The sequence below is a fragment of the Cupriavidus sp. D39 genome (genome assembly GCF_026627925.1).
GTDB classification, from domain to species: domain Bacteria; phylum Pseudomonadota; class Gammaproteobacteria; order Burkholderiales; family Burkholderiaceae; genus Cupriavidus; species Cupriavidus ulmosensis.
On the sequence record NZ_JAPNLE010000001.1, the window covers coordinates 513,927 to 527,689 of the forward strand.

The window sequence follows — 13,763 nt, forward strand, 5'->3', positions numbered from 1 at the left end:
GCCCTGGCCTATTGGCTGGCCTGTCTGGTCGCGAAGCGGGTCTTCAGCCGCCGACATTGACTACCAGCCGTCCCCTGATCTTTCCGCTGATCAGGTCCGCAGCCGCGGCGCATGCCTGCGCAAGCGATATCTCGCTGGTGTTGGCGGCGAGTACCGATACCGGCAACTCCTTTGCTAGCCGCTCCCAGGCTTCGACGCGCTCCGCGCGTGGGGCGTAGACACTGTCGATGCCCAGCAGTGTCACACCGCGCAAAATGAAGGGCGCTACGCTGGCGGGAAAATCGATGCCCTGGGCCAGCCCGCAGGCAGCAACCAGCCCGCGATACTTCATGCTGGCGCAGACATTGGCCAGCGTGTGGCTGCCGACGCAGTCCACCGCGCCTGCCCAGCATTCCCTTTGCAGTGGCTTGCCGGCCTGCGAGAGCGTTGCCCGGTCGATCACCCGCGCGGCCCCGAGCGCGGTGAGATACGTGCTTTCGGCAAGACGGCCGGTCGAAGCGGTCACGGTATAGCCGCGCAGCGCAAGCAGGGCGATGGCGATGGTGCCAACGCCGCCGTTCGCGCCTGTCACCAGGACGGCCCCGCTATCCGGCCTCAGGCCATGTCGCTCCAGCGCATTCACACAGAGCATCGCCGTATAGCCCGCCGTACCGATCGACATCGCCTGGCGTGTGCTCATCCCGGCGGGCAGGGGCACCAGCCAGTCGCCATTAACACGGACGCGCTGCGACAGCCCGCCCCAGTGCGTCTCGCCTACACCCCAGCCATTCAGGACGACAGCGTCACCTGGCCGGAAGCGTTCGTCGTCGCTGTGCTCGACCACGCCCGCGAAGTCGATGCCCGGCACCATGGGGAACTTGCGTACCACGGGGGCTTTGCCTGTGATCGCCAGCGCGTCCTTGTAGTTGATCGTCGAGAATTCAACCCTCACAGTCACATTGCCTGGCGGAAGCCGATTGGTATCCAGGTGGGAAATGGCGGCCTGGGTTGCGCCGCCGCTGTCCTTCTCAAGGACGATTGCATCAAACATCTACGCTCCTCTCCTACTGAAATGGGATCTTCCCGGGGTCGGCCGGCTTTTTCCGAGCCGGACCGGTCTGGTGTACGCGAGCGTTCAGGCGGGCTACGCCAGGGTCGCGCCGATTCTCTCGTTCATCATTTCGGTTGTGCCATCAGCAAATCCGATCGCCTTTGCCGCCAGCAGATGCTTTGCCAGCACGTTGTCGTCGCCCATCCCGACCGCACCCATCGCTTGCATGCATCCGGCGATCGCCGGGAGACACTGCTCGCCGGCAAACTTCTTGGCCATCGCGGCAGCCAGGATGGCTTCCTTGCGCTCCTGGTCGATCAGCGTGGCGGCGCGATACGTAAACATGCGCATGGCTTCCAGCGTCGTAGCCACATCGGCGAGCGACCAGCGCAGGCCCTGGTGCTCCAGCAGGGACTTGCCGAATGTCTTGCGCTTGCGCGCATAAGCCAGCGCAATATCAAGGCTGGCCGCCACCATGCCGCAAGCCATGGCCGCAATATGCGTGCGAGCCTTGTTGACCCCGGCCATCGCCTGCGCGAATCCCTCGCCCGGCGGATACAGGACATGGTCGTCCGGTACGTGGTACGCGCTCAACGTGAAGCCGCCAATGCCGGCCGCACCCATCGCGGCGAACGGATCGAGCGGACCGCGCGTGAAACCCGGATTCCGGCCGTCGGCAATGAAGCAGGCGATACCTGCCGCCCCTTTCGCGAGGTTGGTCTGGGCGAAGGTCAACAACACATCGGCGCGGGCGGCATTGGCGATCCAGCGCTTGGCGCCATCCAGGCGCCAACCGTCAGTCACGCGGCTCGCGGTGGTGGTGATAGCGGCGAAATCGCTGCCAGCCTCCGGTTCGGACATTGCGGTGCAACCCACCGAGTCGCCGGCGAGCATGGGCGGCAGGAAGCGGTCCTTGGCCACCGCGGTCCCGTGGGCGGCGATCCGGGCTGCGGCATTGTGATGGTTGATCAGCGCGAACGCGAAGGGAAAATCGACACGTGCGAGTTCCTCGGCCACACGGGCCCGCACCAAATAGCGCATGCCGTGCCCGCCAAGCGCTACCGGGATTTCCATGCCGCCCAGGCCGATGCCGCAGGCCGCGCGGATCGTCGCGCTGGCCCACTCGTGCGCGCCGGCCGCCAGGCGGGAGGCAGGCAACACGGTTTCCCCGGCAAACTCACGGGCCGCCGTGATCAACTGGCGGGCCTTCGTGTCCAGTAGTTGGTCAAACTCCTGGGTCAGGTCCATATCAGGATTCCGCCCGCGCGGTACGTATCGCGCCGGCTGCTTCCATGCGTTCGATATCGCTGGCGTTGTATCCCGCCCGCTCCGTCAATACGGCGACCGTGTCTTCGCCAAGCGCGGGCGGATAGCTCAGCGGCGCGGCGCCGGCATATTTGAAGGGATTGCCGAGCAGGCGGGCGGACTTGTCGCCGCTGCGGCTTGCCGCGGTCTCTACCATGCTGCGGGCTTCGATGAGGGGGTGCGCCAGCGCTTCGTCGACACGCTTGATCACCGCTGCCGGCACGCGCGCATCCGCGAGCAAGGCTTCCCATTCGGCGGCGGCCCGGGTACGCATGGTGCTGGACAGTTCCACCGTCAGTTCTTCCACGTGCTGGATGCGGGCGGAAGCACTCGCGAAGCGCGGGTCGTCGATCAGGCCGTCGCGGCCGATGGCGGTGCAAAACTTCTGCCAGAACGCCTCGCCCGTTGGTGCCACGGCAATATAGCGGCCATCGGCTGTCGGGTAGGCATCGCTCGGTGCGATCATCGCGTGCCGCGCGCCCAGCGCCGATGGCATTTTTCCGAACGACAGGAAGCCCTGCGCCTGCCAGCTCAACATCGCGATCTGTGCGTCGAACAGCGAGAGCTGCACGTGTTCGCCCACGTTCGTGCATTCCGCCTTCAGCATGGCCGCCACCGTCGCCAGCGCCAGGTACAGCCCGCCGGCAAGGTCCGCCACCTGGTAGCCGACCCGCACGGGCCGGCCGCCTTCGTCGCCCGTGATGCCCATCACGCCCGCCATGGCCTGCAACACGAGGTCGAACGCCGGCGCCTTGGCGTACGCACCCTTGTCATCCAGCCCGACGATCTGCGCAACCGCGATGCGCGGATTGATAGCCTTCAAGGACGGGTAGTCCAACCCGAGCCGGTGCGGCACATCCGGCGCGAAGCCATAGATCACGGCATCGGCGGTACGCACCAGCGCGTAGAAGGCCTCGTTGCCTTCCGGGGTCTTCAGGTCCAGCGCGACACTCCTCTTGCCGCGGTTGACAGACAAGAAAAAGGCCGAGTCCTGCGTGTCCGACAGGGGCGGGACCGAACGCGCAAAGTCGCCGTCTATCGGCTCGATCTTGATGACTTCGGCACCGAGCTGCGCCAGCAGTTGGCCTGCGAAAGGGCCGCCCAGCACCCAGGTAAGGTCGAGAATGGTCTTGCCGCTCAGCACGTGGTTTCCTCATGCATTGATATGTTCTGTCGCTGGCGCGCGGCGATGCGGATATGGCCTGGTATGGGATCGCGTGCCCTGCTCAACCGGCCGGTGCAAAAATCTCACATCGCACGCTGCCGCTCGGGTACGCCGCTGGCCGGCATCACCAGTCGCCGAAAAACTCCGGCATGCAGCGAACGGGAGTGCATTGAATCACGGGAAATAAAGGGAGGGCAAAGCATATAATCTGACAACCAGTGTGAGATTTTCTAACGACGATGAGCCGCCTTCCCCCACTAAACTCGATCCGGGCATTCGAGGCGGCCGGCCGGCACCTGAGCTTCACTCGTGCAGCCGAGGAACTCTGTGTTACGCACGGCGCCGTCAGTCACCAGGTCAAGACGCTCGAGGAATGGCTGGGCGTGCCCTTGTTCCGCAGGCTCGGACAGACCGTTCAGTTGACCGACCAGGGACGCCTGTATCTGGCTACGGTGAGTCCCGCGCTCTCAGCGATCGCCTCCGCATCCAGAAGCCTGAGTCGTCATGAAGTGCTGAGAGTCAATGCGTTGCCATCCTTCATCATGCGCTGGCTATTTCCGCGGCTGGTGTCGTTCCGGGCGGCGCACCCGACCATCGAGGTCGACATCTCGACCGGCCTCGAACCCGTGGAAGAGTTGTCCGGCGATATCGATGTGATCATCCGCCGCGAGCCGGATACCGTGCCCGGCCTGGTCAAGCGAAAATTCATCCCTGAGATGCATTTCCCAGTTTGCGCGCCGAGCCTGTTGAAGGACGGCAGGCTCGAGGGAATCGGCGACTTGCGCCATCACACGCTGCTGCATTGCCGGGCGCGGCCGACGGTTTGGAACGACTGGCTGAAAGCGTTCTGGCAAGACAGCCTGGTGCCCGCGCAGTCGCTCCAGCTCGAACACCTTTACTTCGCCCTGCAGGCGGCCCTCGACGGGCTGGGTGTGGCGATGGGACCGTCCTCGCTGGTGGCTTCTGATGTGGCTTCCGGCAGACTGGTGATTCCGTTTGGCCGCAGGATGCTGCCTTGCCGGAACTATTTCATGATCCTGCGGCAGGAGCGCCAGCATGACCCGGTGGTGAAGACCTTCTGTGACTGGCTCGAAAGGGAGGGAGAACAATTCGAGTCGGATCTGGGAGTGATTCTGGAGAAAGTCTTTTCGGCTGATCGGTATTGCTAGGCGCGAGCGGGGTGCAGCGACGAGAGCCTGGTGGGCTGCTGTGACTCCGCCGGCTCTTACATGTCCCGCCCCTTCTTTGATGGCGCGGCCGCCGGGTTGCGGCGATTTCCGCCCGGCAAAGGCGGGTTGCTCAAAGGACTGTTTCCCAGTGCCAGCTTATGTTAGATTAATTCATTATTGATTCCTTCGATCGCTACTATGTAGTAGTAGCAGTGATTGTCCAAGCCGAATGTCATCCTCCCTTCAGGTCCGGCGCGCAGCCGCGGGACTCGTCAAGACCCATAATTTCTCTCCCAAAGCAATCATTAGCACGATATTTGGCGACATGATCGTGCCCCACGGCGGTTCGGTGTGGCTCGGCAGCCTGGTCGAAGCGGCGAAACAGTTCGACATCAAGGAGGCGCACGCTCGTACCTCAATCCTGCGTCTGGGCTATGAGGGATGGCTGCACGGCGTGCGCGTCGGCAAGCTCAGCTATTACGGGATGACCGAGGACAGCCTGCGCGACTATGTGACGTCCGTCTATGGCACGCCGAACGACTCGTGGAGCGGCGAGTGGTTCATCCTCTTCACCGGAACCGCCGATATACCGAAGCCGGTCTACGCGAAGCTGCGACAGGCGCTGGTCTGGGAAGGCGTCGGCCAACTGGCGCCGCACGTCTTCGTCAGCCCGTCGCCGGACATCAATCGGGTAACCAGGATCCTGGATGAGTTCGGCCTGACGGAGCGGATTCAGATCCTCAAGGCCCATCCTCTGGAGGGCAAGGACCCCGACCAGATCCGCAAGATGGTCCGGGTCGCCTGGGCTATTGCCGATATCGAGCGCAAATACTATACGTTCCTGGAGCGGTACCGACCGGTCAAGCAGACCCTCGACCGCAATGAGGACGCGCTCGACCCGGAGTCCAGCTTCGTGATCCGGATCCTGCTGATCCTCGAGTATCGGCTGATCGCATTGCGCGACCCGCACCTGCCATCGACGCTGCTGCCGGCTTCCTGGTCCGGTCATGCCGCATTTACGCTTTGCAAGACCCTGTACCAGCAGGTGCTACCCGGATCGGAAGCCTACCTCGCGAGCATCGTGCGCACGCTGGACGGCCCCTTCAAGCCCGCGGGACCGATGTTGTGGAGCCGCTTCGGCGGACTATCCGAGGTCGCGATCCCGGCCTGACTCCCAAACAGCGTCCCTAACAGCCACCTAACGACCCCGCTGCCGGACGCCACGATGGCCGAGGTCCGACGCAAGCGCCCCGTCCCCTGCGGTCAGCGCGTGGCGATCGAGCCGACCGCCAGTTGCTCGGACCCGGCCAGCTTGCGACGCGCCCTGTCCGGTCCCGCCTTGTCGAGCTCGGCCTGGTCGATCCGCTTCCAGCCCGCGAAGTCGACCCAGCGCAGTCCGCGCGACCTGAGCAGCGGCTCGATGCCCGACGGCACGGAACCATCGCCGGCCGCCGATAGCGACACCTCCGCGCACGCCTTGGCAACCACCGCATGCGAATCGATCCGGTTGGTGCCGATCGCTCCCGACGGACCACGCTTGGCCCATCCGACCACGTACAGGCGCTCCCTGAGCTTGCCATCGCGATGGTGCAATACGCCACCCGAGGCGCCCAGTCCGAAGCGATCATGAAAATCGTAGCCGACGCAGGTCACAACCAGGTCGGCCGGCAGCGTCAACTCGCGCAAGCGGCCCGCATCGCTTTCCCGTTGTGCGGACCTCGATACGAAGCGAACCGCGCCCACCCGGTCCGGCGCATCGGCCGCGGGCAGGAAGGCAACCGGTTCGAGGTCGAAGCACAGCCGGACCGCCCGCCTCGGTTCGATCGGCTGACCAGCGGCTTCGATGGCATCGGAGACCGGCAACGCCAGAATCTCCTGCAGCAAGGCAGTTGTCGCTTCCCCGCCGTCGAACCCGGTCTGCCTGGCAGCCGGATCCAGTGTGATCCGGCCAGACGCCAGGCGCGCGAGTTCGCGAAACTCGTGCAGCGAAAACTTTGCGTACCCGGGGCTGCGCCTACCCACGACATTGACCGCGTCGATCGGCGCGTTCGATAGCGCATCGGCGACGACCGGCGACAAATCCGATCCGGCATACCCGTCCCGGCGTTTGACGAGCTGCCGCGTGACATCGAGCGCCACATTGCCGGCACCGATCACCACGACCTGCCTGGTTCGCGCGAGCAGTCCGGATGCATCGAGCGCCTCCGGATGGTCGTTGTACCAGCTCGCAAACGCCCCGGAACCCAACACCCCGGGCAAGTCCTCGCCAGCCACGCCGAGTTTGCGGTCGCGGTTGACGCCGGTGGCCAGGATCACGCCATCGTAGTGCGCCATCAGCTCGTCGAGAGACACGTCGCGGCCAACGCAAACGCTGCCGAAGTAGTGCACCCGTTCGTTCGCCAGAAATCGTTCAAGCGTGCGCACCACGGCCTTGGTCCCCTGGTGGTCGGGCGCCACGCCATATCGGATCAGACCGAAGGGCGTCGGCAACCGCTCAATCACGTCGACCAGCGCCAGCGGATCCTGGCGCAACAGCGCCTCGACCGCATAGCATCCGGACGCGCCGCTGCCCACCACGGCGAACCGACGCGTCGATCGCTTGATTGGGGTGCAGGCTACGGCGTCCGGAGACGCCTCGTTTGGCACGCTAGTGGCATCCTGCATCATAATGCGAAGTCCGCATGTCGGTAGCAGGCGCGCAGGCTGTCGACGAACTCGCGGGGCTTGAGCAGCGCCGGAAAGTGACCACCGTCGGCGAAGTCTTGTCGAAATCGCAGGTTGTGGCCGCGCTCCACCCATCGCGTGGGCGGCGCGGGAAAAACCCTTTGCCAAAGAATGAACAACCGGTCGGGACCTCACAGCGTTGGCCTGGGGCAAGTTCGTGGCGGCCATGGCGATCCGCGTAGTAGATCCAGCTGGCGGTAGGCAAGCTGCGTGAGAACCAGTACAGGCTTGCGAAAGTGAGCATCGTGTCTCGCGAATGCCTTGGCAGGTCGCCGGTGGAAGACCCGCACCAGCCGTGATACTTGTCGACCAGCCATGCGGCAAGGAATGCAGGCGAGTCCGCCAGGCCGAATCCGAGGGTCGTCGGCCTAGTGGCCTGCGTCTCGCGATATCCGCCATCGCGCGCCAATCGCTTCTGGATGTCCGCAATCCAGTGCTTCTCGTCGCCATCCAGGGGCTGCGCCGGAACCACGGCGGGACGCAATCCAAGCATGCTCAGGTGGAGCCCGGTCAAAACCTGCGGCGCATCGACGGCGAGCCAGCTCGAGACAACCGCGCCCCAGTCGCCGCCATGCGCGAAGAAGCGGTCGCAGCCGAAACTCTCGACCATCATCGTGCGCAAGCCCACGGCGATCTCCCTGGCGTGCAGAGGCTGCAGCGGCGGATCGGAGAAGCCAAAGCCCGGCAGCGACGGCACGATCACGGTGGCCCCATCCTGCTCCCGTCCACCCGAGCGCTCTGGATGCGCGATCGCGTCAATGACGCCGAAGAACTCGAACGGAAGGCTGGGCCAGCCATGCGACAGCACGATCGGCGGCAAGTCGGGATTGGAGCCGACTTCCACGGTCACGTGAATGCGCAGGGTCGAACCATCGGGAAACGGGACCGGCACCAGGAACTGGGCGAATCGATTCAGATGCGCCTCGGCGGCCCGCCAGTCGTAGCCGTTGGCCCACCACTGCGTCAGCTCCCGTAGATAAGCCACGGGCGGGCCGTAGCGCCAGTCGGCCCGCCCCGGTTCGATCGGCATCGGCGTGGCCCGCAGTCGGCGCTGCAGGTCATGGAGCGCGTCGTCGCCAATGTTGACGCGGAATGGTTCGGCATCGCGCGGCGGAAGGACCAGGCGCGGCCTGGCTCCGGCGCTAGCCATGACGGAACACCGGCTTGCGCTTCTCGGCGAACGCGCGCATCGCTTCCTTCTGATCGTCCAGCGCGAACGTCGCATGCAACATGCGCCGCTCGAAATGCAAGCCCTCGCGCAGCGGGGTCTCGAAGGCGGCCTGGATCGACTCCTTGATCATCAGGACGATCGGCCGGGAAAAGTCGCCGATGCGCCGCCCGACTTCCATCGCGCGCGCGAGGTGCTCTCCACGTCCGACGACTAGCGAGACGATGCCGATCCGTTCCGCCTCGGTGGCGTCGATGATCCGCCCCGTCAGGCACAATTCCATCGCCTTCGCCTTGCCGATCGAGCGCGCCAGACGCTGTGTGCCACCGCCCCCGGGAATCGTCCCGACGGCCACTTCAGGCTGTCCGAAACGGGCCGTCTCGTCGGCGATCACGATGTCGCACATCAGCGCGAACTCGCAACCGCCGCCCAGCGCATTGCCCGCGACCGCCGCGATCACCGGCTTGCGGCACGCGTTAATCGCATCCCAGTCGCGCGACACGAAGTCTTCGAGATAGGCGCCGGCAAACGTCTTCTCGGTCATCTCCTTGATGTCGGCACCGGCGCAGAACATGTCAGGCCCGCCGGTGAGAATGATCGCGCCTACCGCCGGGTCGGCCTCGAAGCCGCGCACCACCGCGACGAGCTCGGCGATGAGCTGGCGGTTCAGCGCATTGCGTGCCAGCGGGCGGTTCAGCGTGGCAATCCCCACGCCATCTCGCACCTCGCGCAGTACGGTCGTCATTGTCGGGTGCTCCATCAAACCACCATCCGGGACTCGAGTTCGGCGTCATCCATCGCATAGCCCATGCGCATGTCGTAGTCGGGCTCGACGCCGTCGACCCATTCCAGGCCGCTGTCCTTGAGCCGCGTGCGCAGCAACTCCAGGTACTGCGCCTGGGCCTCCTCCGGGCGCATGATCTTCAGGCCCATCTCGTAGTAGCGATCGAAATTCTGCGACTGCGAGTCACCGCTCAGGCTGGGACGGCCATACATGCCCATCCCCATCGCCATGAACTTCGGCACACGACGCTGCAGTCGATCGCGGGCCTTTTCGCCGCCGAACTCGATGCATCGTTTCACCCCCCACAGGCCGAATCCCATGTGGCCCACCTCCTCGCGCGCGATCCGCTCGGAGACGCGAGCCCACGGCAGATACGAGCAATTCTGGTACTGCCCCAGGAAGATCACGGCGGCAGGTGTGGTTGCGCAGGACATCATGACGACGTCCTCCCAGCACTGGAACTGATCCTTCCAGAACCCGCGGCGAAAGCCATTGATGATGTTGACCTTTTTCGGGTCCGGGTTGTCAGGGTTGTCACGCAGTTCCTCGAGGCGCGCCTTGACGTCGACACCCAGCTCTTCGAGCAGCGTCCAAAGGTAGAAGGCGTGGCCGTACTCCTCCATCGTCTTCTTTGCCAGGCGATACGCCTCTTCCGGTCGCGGGGCGAACTGCATGTTCTCTCCGACGCGTTGCGCGCCAGCGTACTCGGAGTCGGCCTGAAAGCTTAGCAAATGAATCAACGCCCGCTTGTAGTCGTCAGGCAGCGAGTCACCCTTTTCGTAGCACTTCATCGTCAGCTCCAGTGATGGTCGAATACGGTTGCGCTGGCCGTTCTCGGCCTGCTCTGTTCCCAAGATATGATACCTTTTAATATTCGTCAATCATATTTTTGTATTACATATAACGACGTCAGCACGTGATCAATCGACCGGCTTCTGGAACCAGCGCGGGAAGAACTGCCGTACCGCCTCGCCGTCGGATCCCAATCCGCGACACCTGTCCAGGGGCGGTGGGCGCTGCGTTTGCGTTCCATCGTCGCGAACCGGATAAATCACACCGGCGAAAGACTGGATCGCCAGCGTCGGCAGCATCAGCGCCATATCCGACAGGTGACTGCATCCCTGCCTTGATCCAATCCTCTCCCTGAGGCGCGCCCGAAATCCGTCAAAAAGGTTCAAGCCGACCAGCAACGCGTAGTCATCGGCGGCGGCCTGGCAGGAGCCGTCGAAGGGAACCGCCTTCATGTCGGCTGTGGCGGCGGTGACGCATCCCTGCGTGTCCACCGTGAGCACAAAGGTCAGTTGTGAATCGGCGTTCCCGCGGGATGATCCCGGGCACCACCCGCAAATACCTGCGTCTTGCGATCGCTGAGCGAAACCTCCAGATCCCACAGGCCGTCATCGCGCATGAACGCCGCCAGCTCAACCTGGCGCAGGTGCATCAGTTGTCGTGCGACCATCGTCACATCCCCTCCGCCGCCGGTTTTCCCGGCAATGATTCTTGCACTACAAACGAATGTTCTCTTATCATAGATTTGTCTTTCGACTACACAAGAGGATTTGACTTGGATTCCGCCCTGATTCTGTTTGGCACCCAATCCGGCAATGCGGCGATGGTCGCGGAGACGATCAAGTCGGCGTTGGAACGCGCGGGCGTCCGGTGCGAACTCGCCCCCGAGAATGGCACGGAGCCTGACCTCATCGCGCGCCAGCAATGGCTGCTGGTTTGTTGTTCGACCCACGGCGATGGCGACGTACCCGACCACATGCTGCCGCTGATCGACGCGATCGGGCGCGCGTGCCCGGACCTGTCGTCGCTTCGCTACGGCGTGATTGCACTGGGAGACCGCACGTACAGCGATACCTTCTGTTTCGGCGGCAAGCGTATCGACAGCCTGCTCCGGGACCGGGGCGCGCAGCGCGTCGGCGAACGGTTGGAAGTCGATGCCTCCACCCAGCCGTTCGCCGACGAAGTCGCCTTGGCATGGCTTCAGGGGTGGATCGAACAAGCGCGAAAGTCGGTCCTCGCTTGACGCCGATACCGACGCTTGCCACGCGGCATCGGCGGGACCCTCCGGTTGCGTCCCTTCCGCCCGGCACGTCTCTATCGCGCGTCGATCCGCATGTCGTCGGCGCCGATGTAGATGCGGTTCCAGGTGGGCCCGATCAGCACCTCGCCAATGCACGCCCGGCGCGGTGCGACAACTACATAGCGGATCAGATCGCCGAGATCCTCCGGCTGTAGCATCTTCGCAAGGTCCTCGGCCGATGGTGGTACTGGCCGGGTCATCAATATTGGTGTCGCGACCTCGCCTGGCATGATCAGCGTTGCGCAGATTCCGTTACGTCCCTCTTCGCAGTTGAGCGATTCGGTGAGCGGCGACAGCGCGCACTTGGCCGCGCCGTAGGCCATGCCGGCAATGGGCAGGAACTCGCGCCCGGCCCAAGATGAAACGATCACGATCTTCCCGTCATGCTGCGCCCGCATGCCCGGTAGCACCGCATGCGTGCAATGGACGACGCCATTCAGGTTCACGCCCACGACCTTGTTGTAATCGTCGAGGGTGAGGTCCTTCCAGAAGCGCCCGGGAACGTTCAGGCCGGCCGAGCACACGAGGATCGACACCACCCCGATCGACTCGGCGATAGCGCTCGCGGCCTTCGCCACCGCGGCGCAATCGCTGACATCGAGCGGCAGGCTCGATGCTGCCAGGCCTTCGGCGGCGAATTCGCTGACCGCCTTGTCCAACTCGCCAGCCCTGCGGCCGGAGAGGACTACGTGCGCACCCTCCCTGGCCAGCGCCCGGGCGGCCTCGCGGCCGATGCCGGAGCCACCCCCGGTCACCCAGGCAACCTTGCCCGCAAGTTGATTCGACATGTCAGCTCCTTCAGGTCAGGCGGCGGCATCCGCAGTGTGCCGGCCGAGACCGGTTCCTTCGATTCAGCGGCCCAGGTACGCTTCCCGAACCCTTGGGTCGGCGGCAAGAGTGCTGGCCGCTCCTTCCAGCGTGATCGTACCCGTCTCCATCACATAGGCCCGGTCGGCTAGCCCGAGCGCGGCATTGGCGTTCTGTTCGACCAGCAAGATTGTCATCCCGTCCCGCTTTAGCTCGCGCAGCGTCGCAAAGATCTGTGCGACGATCAGTGGAGCCAGCCCCATGCTCGGCTCATCCAGCAGCAGGAGTTTCGGACGTGACATCAGGGCACGTCCGATCGCCAGCATCTGCTGCTGTCCGCCGGACAGTTCGCCGGCGCGCAATTGGCGCATCTGCTCAAGGACCGGAAATGCGTCGTAGACCCAACGCAAGCTGGTCGCATATGACCCGTTCTTCCTGCCTCCACTCCAGGCCCCGAGTTGCAGGTTTTCCTCCACGGAAAGCGGACCAAAGATCTGCCGCCCCTCCGGTACCTGCGCAATACCGAGCCCCACGCGGCGGAAGGCCGGAATACCGGACAGGCGCTCGCCACGGAACCAGTACTCGCCCGAAGAGATCGGCTGCACCCCGGAAATGGCGCGCATCAACGTGGTCTTTCCGGCGCCGTTCGCACCGATCACGACCACGACTTCGCCTTCCGCGATCTCCATCGAGATGCCATGCAGTACTTCAATCCTGCCGTAGCAGGAACGGACGTCACGCACCGACAGCACTTAGTTCTCCTTGTGTCTGTTCCGTGCCCAGATATGCCTCAATTACGGCAGGATCGCTCTGGACTTCCACGGCGCACCCTTCGCTGAGCTTGCGGCCGTAATTCAATACGACGATGCGGTCAGATATTTTCATCACCAGGCGAATATCATGCTCGACCAGGATCACTGACACGCCCGTGCCCGCGATGTACTGGATGATCTCGTCGATCTCCTCGGTCTCGCGCGGATTGCAACCCGCCGCCGGTTCGTCCAGCAGCAATACGGAGGGATCCACCGCCAGCGCCCGCGCAATTTCCAGCCGCTTCAGCGCACCGTACGGCATCGAGCCCGCCGGCTGATCGGCATACCTGCCAAGCCCGATATGCTCGAGCAAGATCATCGCGCGCTCGCGGGTGGCAGTGTTCTGCCGCGATACCGAGGGTAGGCCCAGGAGGTGAGCCATAACGCTGCGCCGTTCGTGCACGTGGTGGCCGACCATCACGTTCTCGACAGCCGTCATCTGGAAGAAAATCTGCAAGTTCTGAAAGGTGCGGGACAGGCCGCGCCTCGCCAACTCGTGCGGTGCCAATCCGGTGACGTCATCGCCGCCCAGCATCACGGTTCCGGCCTTGGGCCGATAGACGCCGGAAATAAGGTTGAACAGCGTCGTCTTTCCCGCCCCGTTGGGGCCGATGACCGACAGGATCTTGCCGCGGGCCGACTTGAACGATACGGCGTCCAATGCGCGCACACCGCCGAATTCGATGCCAAGATTGTTGACTTCAAGCATG

General features: G+C 64.1%; 15 protein-coding genes. 3 read left to right on the forward strand and 12 right to left on the reverse strand.

Annotated elements, in window-relative coordinates; genetic code table 11:
* Positions 1-43: 43 nt before the first annotated feature.
* From OMK73_RS02640 to OMK73_RS02650, 3 genes are all read right to left on the reverse strand, one after another.
* On the reverse strand, positions 44-1,030 hold the full coding sequence (locus OMK73_RS02640) for an MDR family oxidoreductase (RefSeq protein ID WP_267600565.1): 987 nt from the start codon (positions 1,028-1,030) through the stop codon (positions 44-46).
* Positions 1,031-1,123: 93 nt separating this feature from the next.
* Positions 1,124-2,278: an acyl-CoA dehydrogenase family protein gene (locus tag OMK73_RS02645; RefSeq protein WP_267600566.1), complete on the reverse strand. Its 1,155-nt coding sequence runs from the start codon at positions 2,276-2,278 to the stop codon at positions 1,124-1,126.
* Position 2,279: 1 nt separating this feature from the next.
* Positions 2,280-3,479 carry a CaiB/BaiF CoA transferase family protein gene (locus OMK73_RS02650; protein WP_267600567.1) on the reverse strand — a complete coding sequence of 400 codons (1,200 nt, stop codon included), beginning with the start codon at positions 3,477-3,479 and terminating at the stop codon, positions 2,280-2,282.
* Positions 3,480-3,739: 260 nt separating this feature from the next.
* Here OMK73_RS02650 and gcvA point away from each other — a divergent pair, with 260 nt between their 5' ends.
* Positions 3,740-4,669, forward strand: coding sequence for a transcriptional regulator GcvA (gene gcvA, locus OMK73_RS02655; RefSeq protein ID WP_267600568.1), 930 nt, complete (start codon positions 3,740-3,742; stop codon positions 4,667-4,669).
* A 229-nt stretch (positions 4,670-4,898) separates the two neighbouring features.
* Positions 4,899-5,840: a PaaX family transcriptional regulator C-terminal domain-containing protein gene (locus tag OMK73_RS02660; RefSeq protein ID WP_267600569.1), complete on the forward strand. Its 942-nt coding sequence runs from the start codon at positions 4,899-4,901 to the stop codon at positions 5,838-5,840.
* A 92-nt stretch (positions 5,841-5,932) separates the two neighbouring features.
* On the opposite strand, the gene OMK73_RS02665 is transcribed toward OMK73_RS02660, so the two are convergent.
* The 6 genes from OMK73_RS02665 to OMK73_RS02690 form a co-directional block, all read right to left on the reverse strand.
* Positions 5,933-7,315 (reverse strand): FAD-dependent oxidoreductase, encoded by a 1,383-nt coding sequence (locus OMK73_RS02665; RefSeq protein ID WP_267600570.1) that lies wholly within the window; start codon positions 7,313-7,315, stop codon positions 5,933-5,935.
* 1 nt (position 7,316) lies between these two features.
* Positions 7,317-8,543 carry an epoxide hydrolase family protein gene (locus OMK73_RS02670; protein WP_267600571.1) on the reverse strand — a complete coding sequence of 409 codons (1,227 nt, stop codon included), beginning with the start codon at positions 8,541-8,543 and terminating at the stop codon, positions 7,317-7,319.
* Entirely contained in the window at positions 8,536-9,306 is a 771-nt protein-coding gene (locus tag OMK73_RS02675) for an enoyl-CoA hydratase-related protein (RefSeq protein ID WP_267600572.1), read from the reverse strand. The genes OMK73_RS02670 and OMK73_RS02675 overlap by 8 nt, the downstream gene beginning before the upstream one ends.
* Before the next feature lie 14 nt (positions 9,307-9,320).
* Positions 9,321-10,136, reverse strand: coding sequence for a Phenylacetic acid catabolic protein (locus tag OMK73_RS02680; RefSeq protein ID WP_267600573.1), 816 nt, complete (start codon positions 10,134-10,136; stop codon positions 9,321-9,323).
* A gap of 129 nt (positions 10,137-10,265) precedes the next feature.
* The gene (locus OMK73_RS02685; protein WP_267600574.1) at positions 10,266-10,637 is read right to left on the reverse strand and encodes a DUF2889 domain-containing protein; all 372 of its coding nucleotides are present in this window, start codon (positions 10,635-10,637) and stop codon (positions 10,266-10,268) included.
* A gap of 5 nt (positions 10,638-10,642) precedes the next feature.
* Positions 10,643-10,810, reverse strand: a complete 168-nt coding sequence (locus tag OMK73_RS02690; RefSeq protein WP_420715438.1) for a DUF2889 domain-containing protein — start codon at positions 10,808-10,810, stop codon at positions 10,643-10,645.
* Positions 10,811-10,909: 99 nt separating this feature from the next.
* Here OMK73_RS02690 and OMK73_RS02695 point away from each other — a divergent pair, with 99 nt between their 5' ends.
* Positions 10,910-11,377 (forward strand): flavodoxin domain-containing protein, encoded by a 468-nt coding sequence (locus OMK73_RS02695; RefSeq protein ID WP_267600576.1) that lies wholly within the window; start codon positions 10,910-10,912, stop codon positions 11,375-11,377.
* Between the two features lie 71 nt (positions 11,378-11,448).
* On the opposite strand, the gene OMK73_RS02700 is transcribed toward OMK73_RS02695, so the two are convergent.
* The 3 genes from OMK73_RS02700 to OMK73_RS02710 all read right to left on the reverse strand — a co-directional run bounded on the left by OMK73_RS02700 (position 11,449) and on the right by OMK73_RS02710 (position 13,762).
* Positions 11,449-12,222: an SDR family oxidoreductase gene (locus OMK73_RS02700; RefSeq protein ID WP_253927888.1), complete on the reverse strand. Its 774-nt coding sequence runs from the start codon at positions 12,220-12,222 to the stop codon at positions 11,449-11,451.
* A 63-nt stretch (positions 12,223-12,285) separates the two neighbouring features.
* The gene (locus OMK73_RS02705; protein ID WP_267600577.1) at positions 12,286-12,993 is read right to left on the reverse strand and encodes an ABC transporter ATP-binding protein; all 708 of its coding nucleotides are present in this window, start codon (positions 12,991-12,993) and stop codon (positions 12,286-12,288) included.
* Entirely contained in the window at positions 12,977-13,762 is a 786-nt protein-coding gene (locus tag OMK73_RS02710) for an ABC transporter ATP-binding protein (RefSeq protein WP_267600578.1), read from the reverse strand. Before OMK73_RS02710 ends, OMK73_RS02705 begins: the two co-directional genes overlap by 17 nt.
* Between the last annotated feature and the right edge of the window lies 1 nt (position 13,763).

What these genes read in the sequence shown, in the direction of transcription:
- OMK73_RS02660 (WP_267600569.1), top strand. Translation starts at nt 4,899, where the DNA reads ATGTCATCCTCCCTTCAGGTCCGGCGCGCAGCCGCGGGACTCGTCAAG.
- gcvA (WP_267600568.1), top strand. Translation starts at nt 3,740, where the DNA reads ATGAGCCGCCTTCCCCCACTAAACTCGATCCGGGCATTCGAGGCGGCC.
- OMK73_RS02645 (WP_267600566.1), bottom strand. Translation starts at nt 2,278, where the DNA reads ATGGACCTGACCCAGGAGTTTGACCAACTACTGGACACGAAGGCCCGC.
- OMK73_RS02680 (WP_267600573.1), bottom strand. Translation starts at nt 10,136, where the DNA reads ATGAAGTGCTACGAAAAGGGTGACTCGCTGCCTGACGACTACAAGCGG.
- OMK73_RS02700 (WP_253927888.1), bottom strand. Translation starts at nt 12,222, where the DNA reads ATGTCGAATCAACTTGCGGGCAAGGTTGCCTGGGTGACCGGGGGTGGC.
- OMK73_RS02675 (WP_267600572.1), bottom strand. Translation starts at nt 9,306, where the DNA reads ATGACGACCGTACTGCGCGAGGTGCGAGATGGCGTGGGGATTGCCACG.
- OMK73_RS02640 (WP_267600565.1), bottom strand. Translation starts at nt 1,030, where the DNA reads ATGTTTGATGCAATCGTCCTTGAGAAGGACAGCGGCGGCGCAACCCAG.
- OMK73_RS02710 (WP_267600578.1), bottom strand. Translation starts at nt 13,762, where the DNA reads ATGCTTGAAGTCAACAATCTTGGCATCGAATTCGGCGGTGTGCGCGCA.
- OMK73_RS02670 (WP_267600571.1), bottom strand. Translation starts at nt 8,543, where the DNA reads ATGGCTAGCGCCGGAGCCAGGCCGCGCCTGGTCCTTCCGCCGCGCGAT.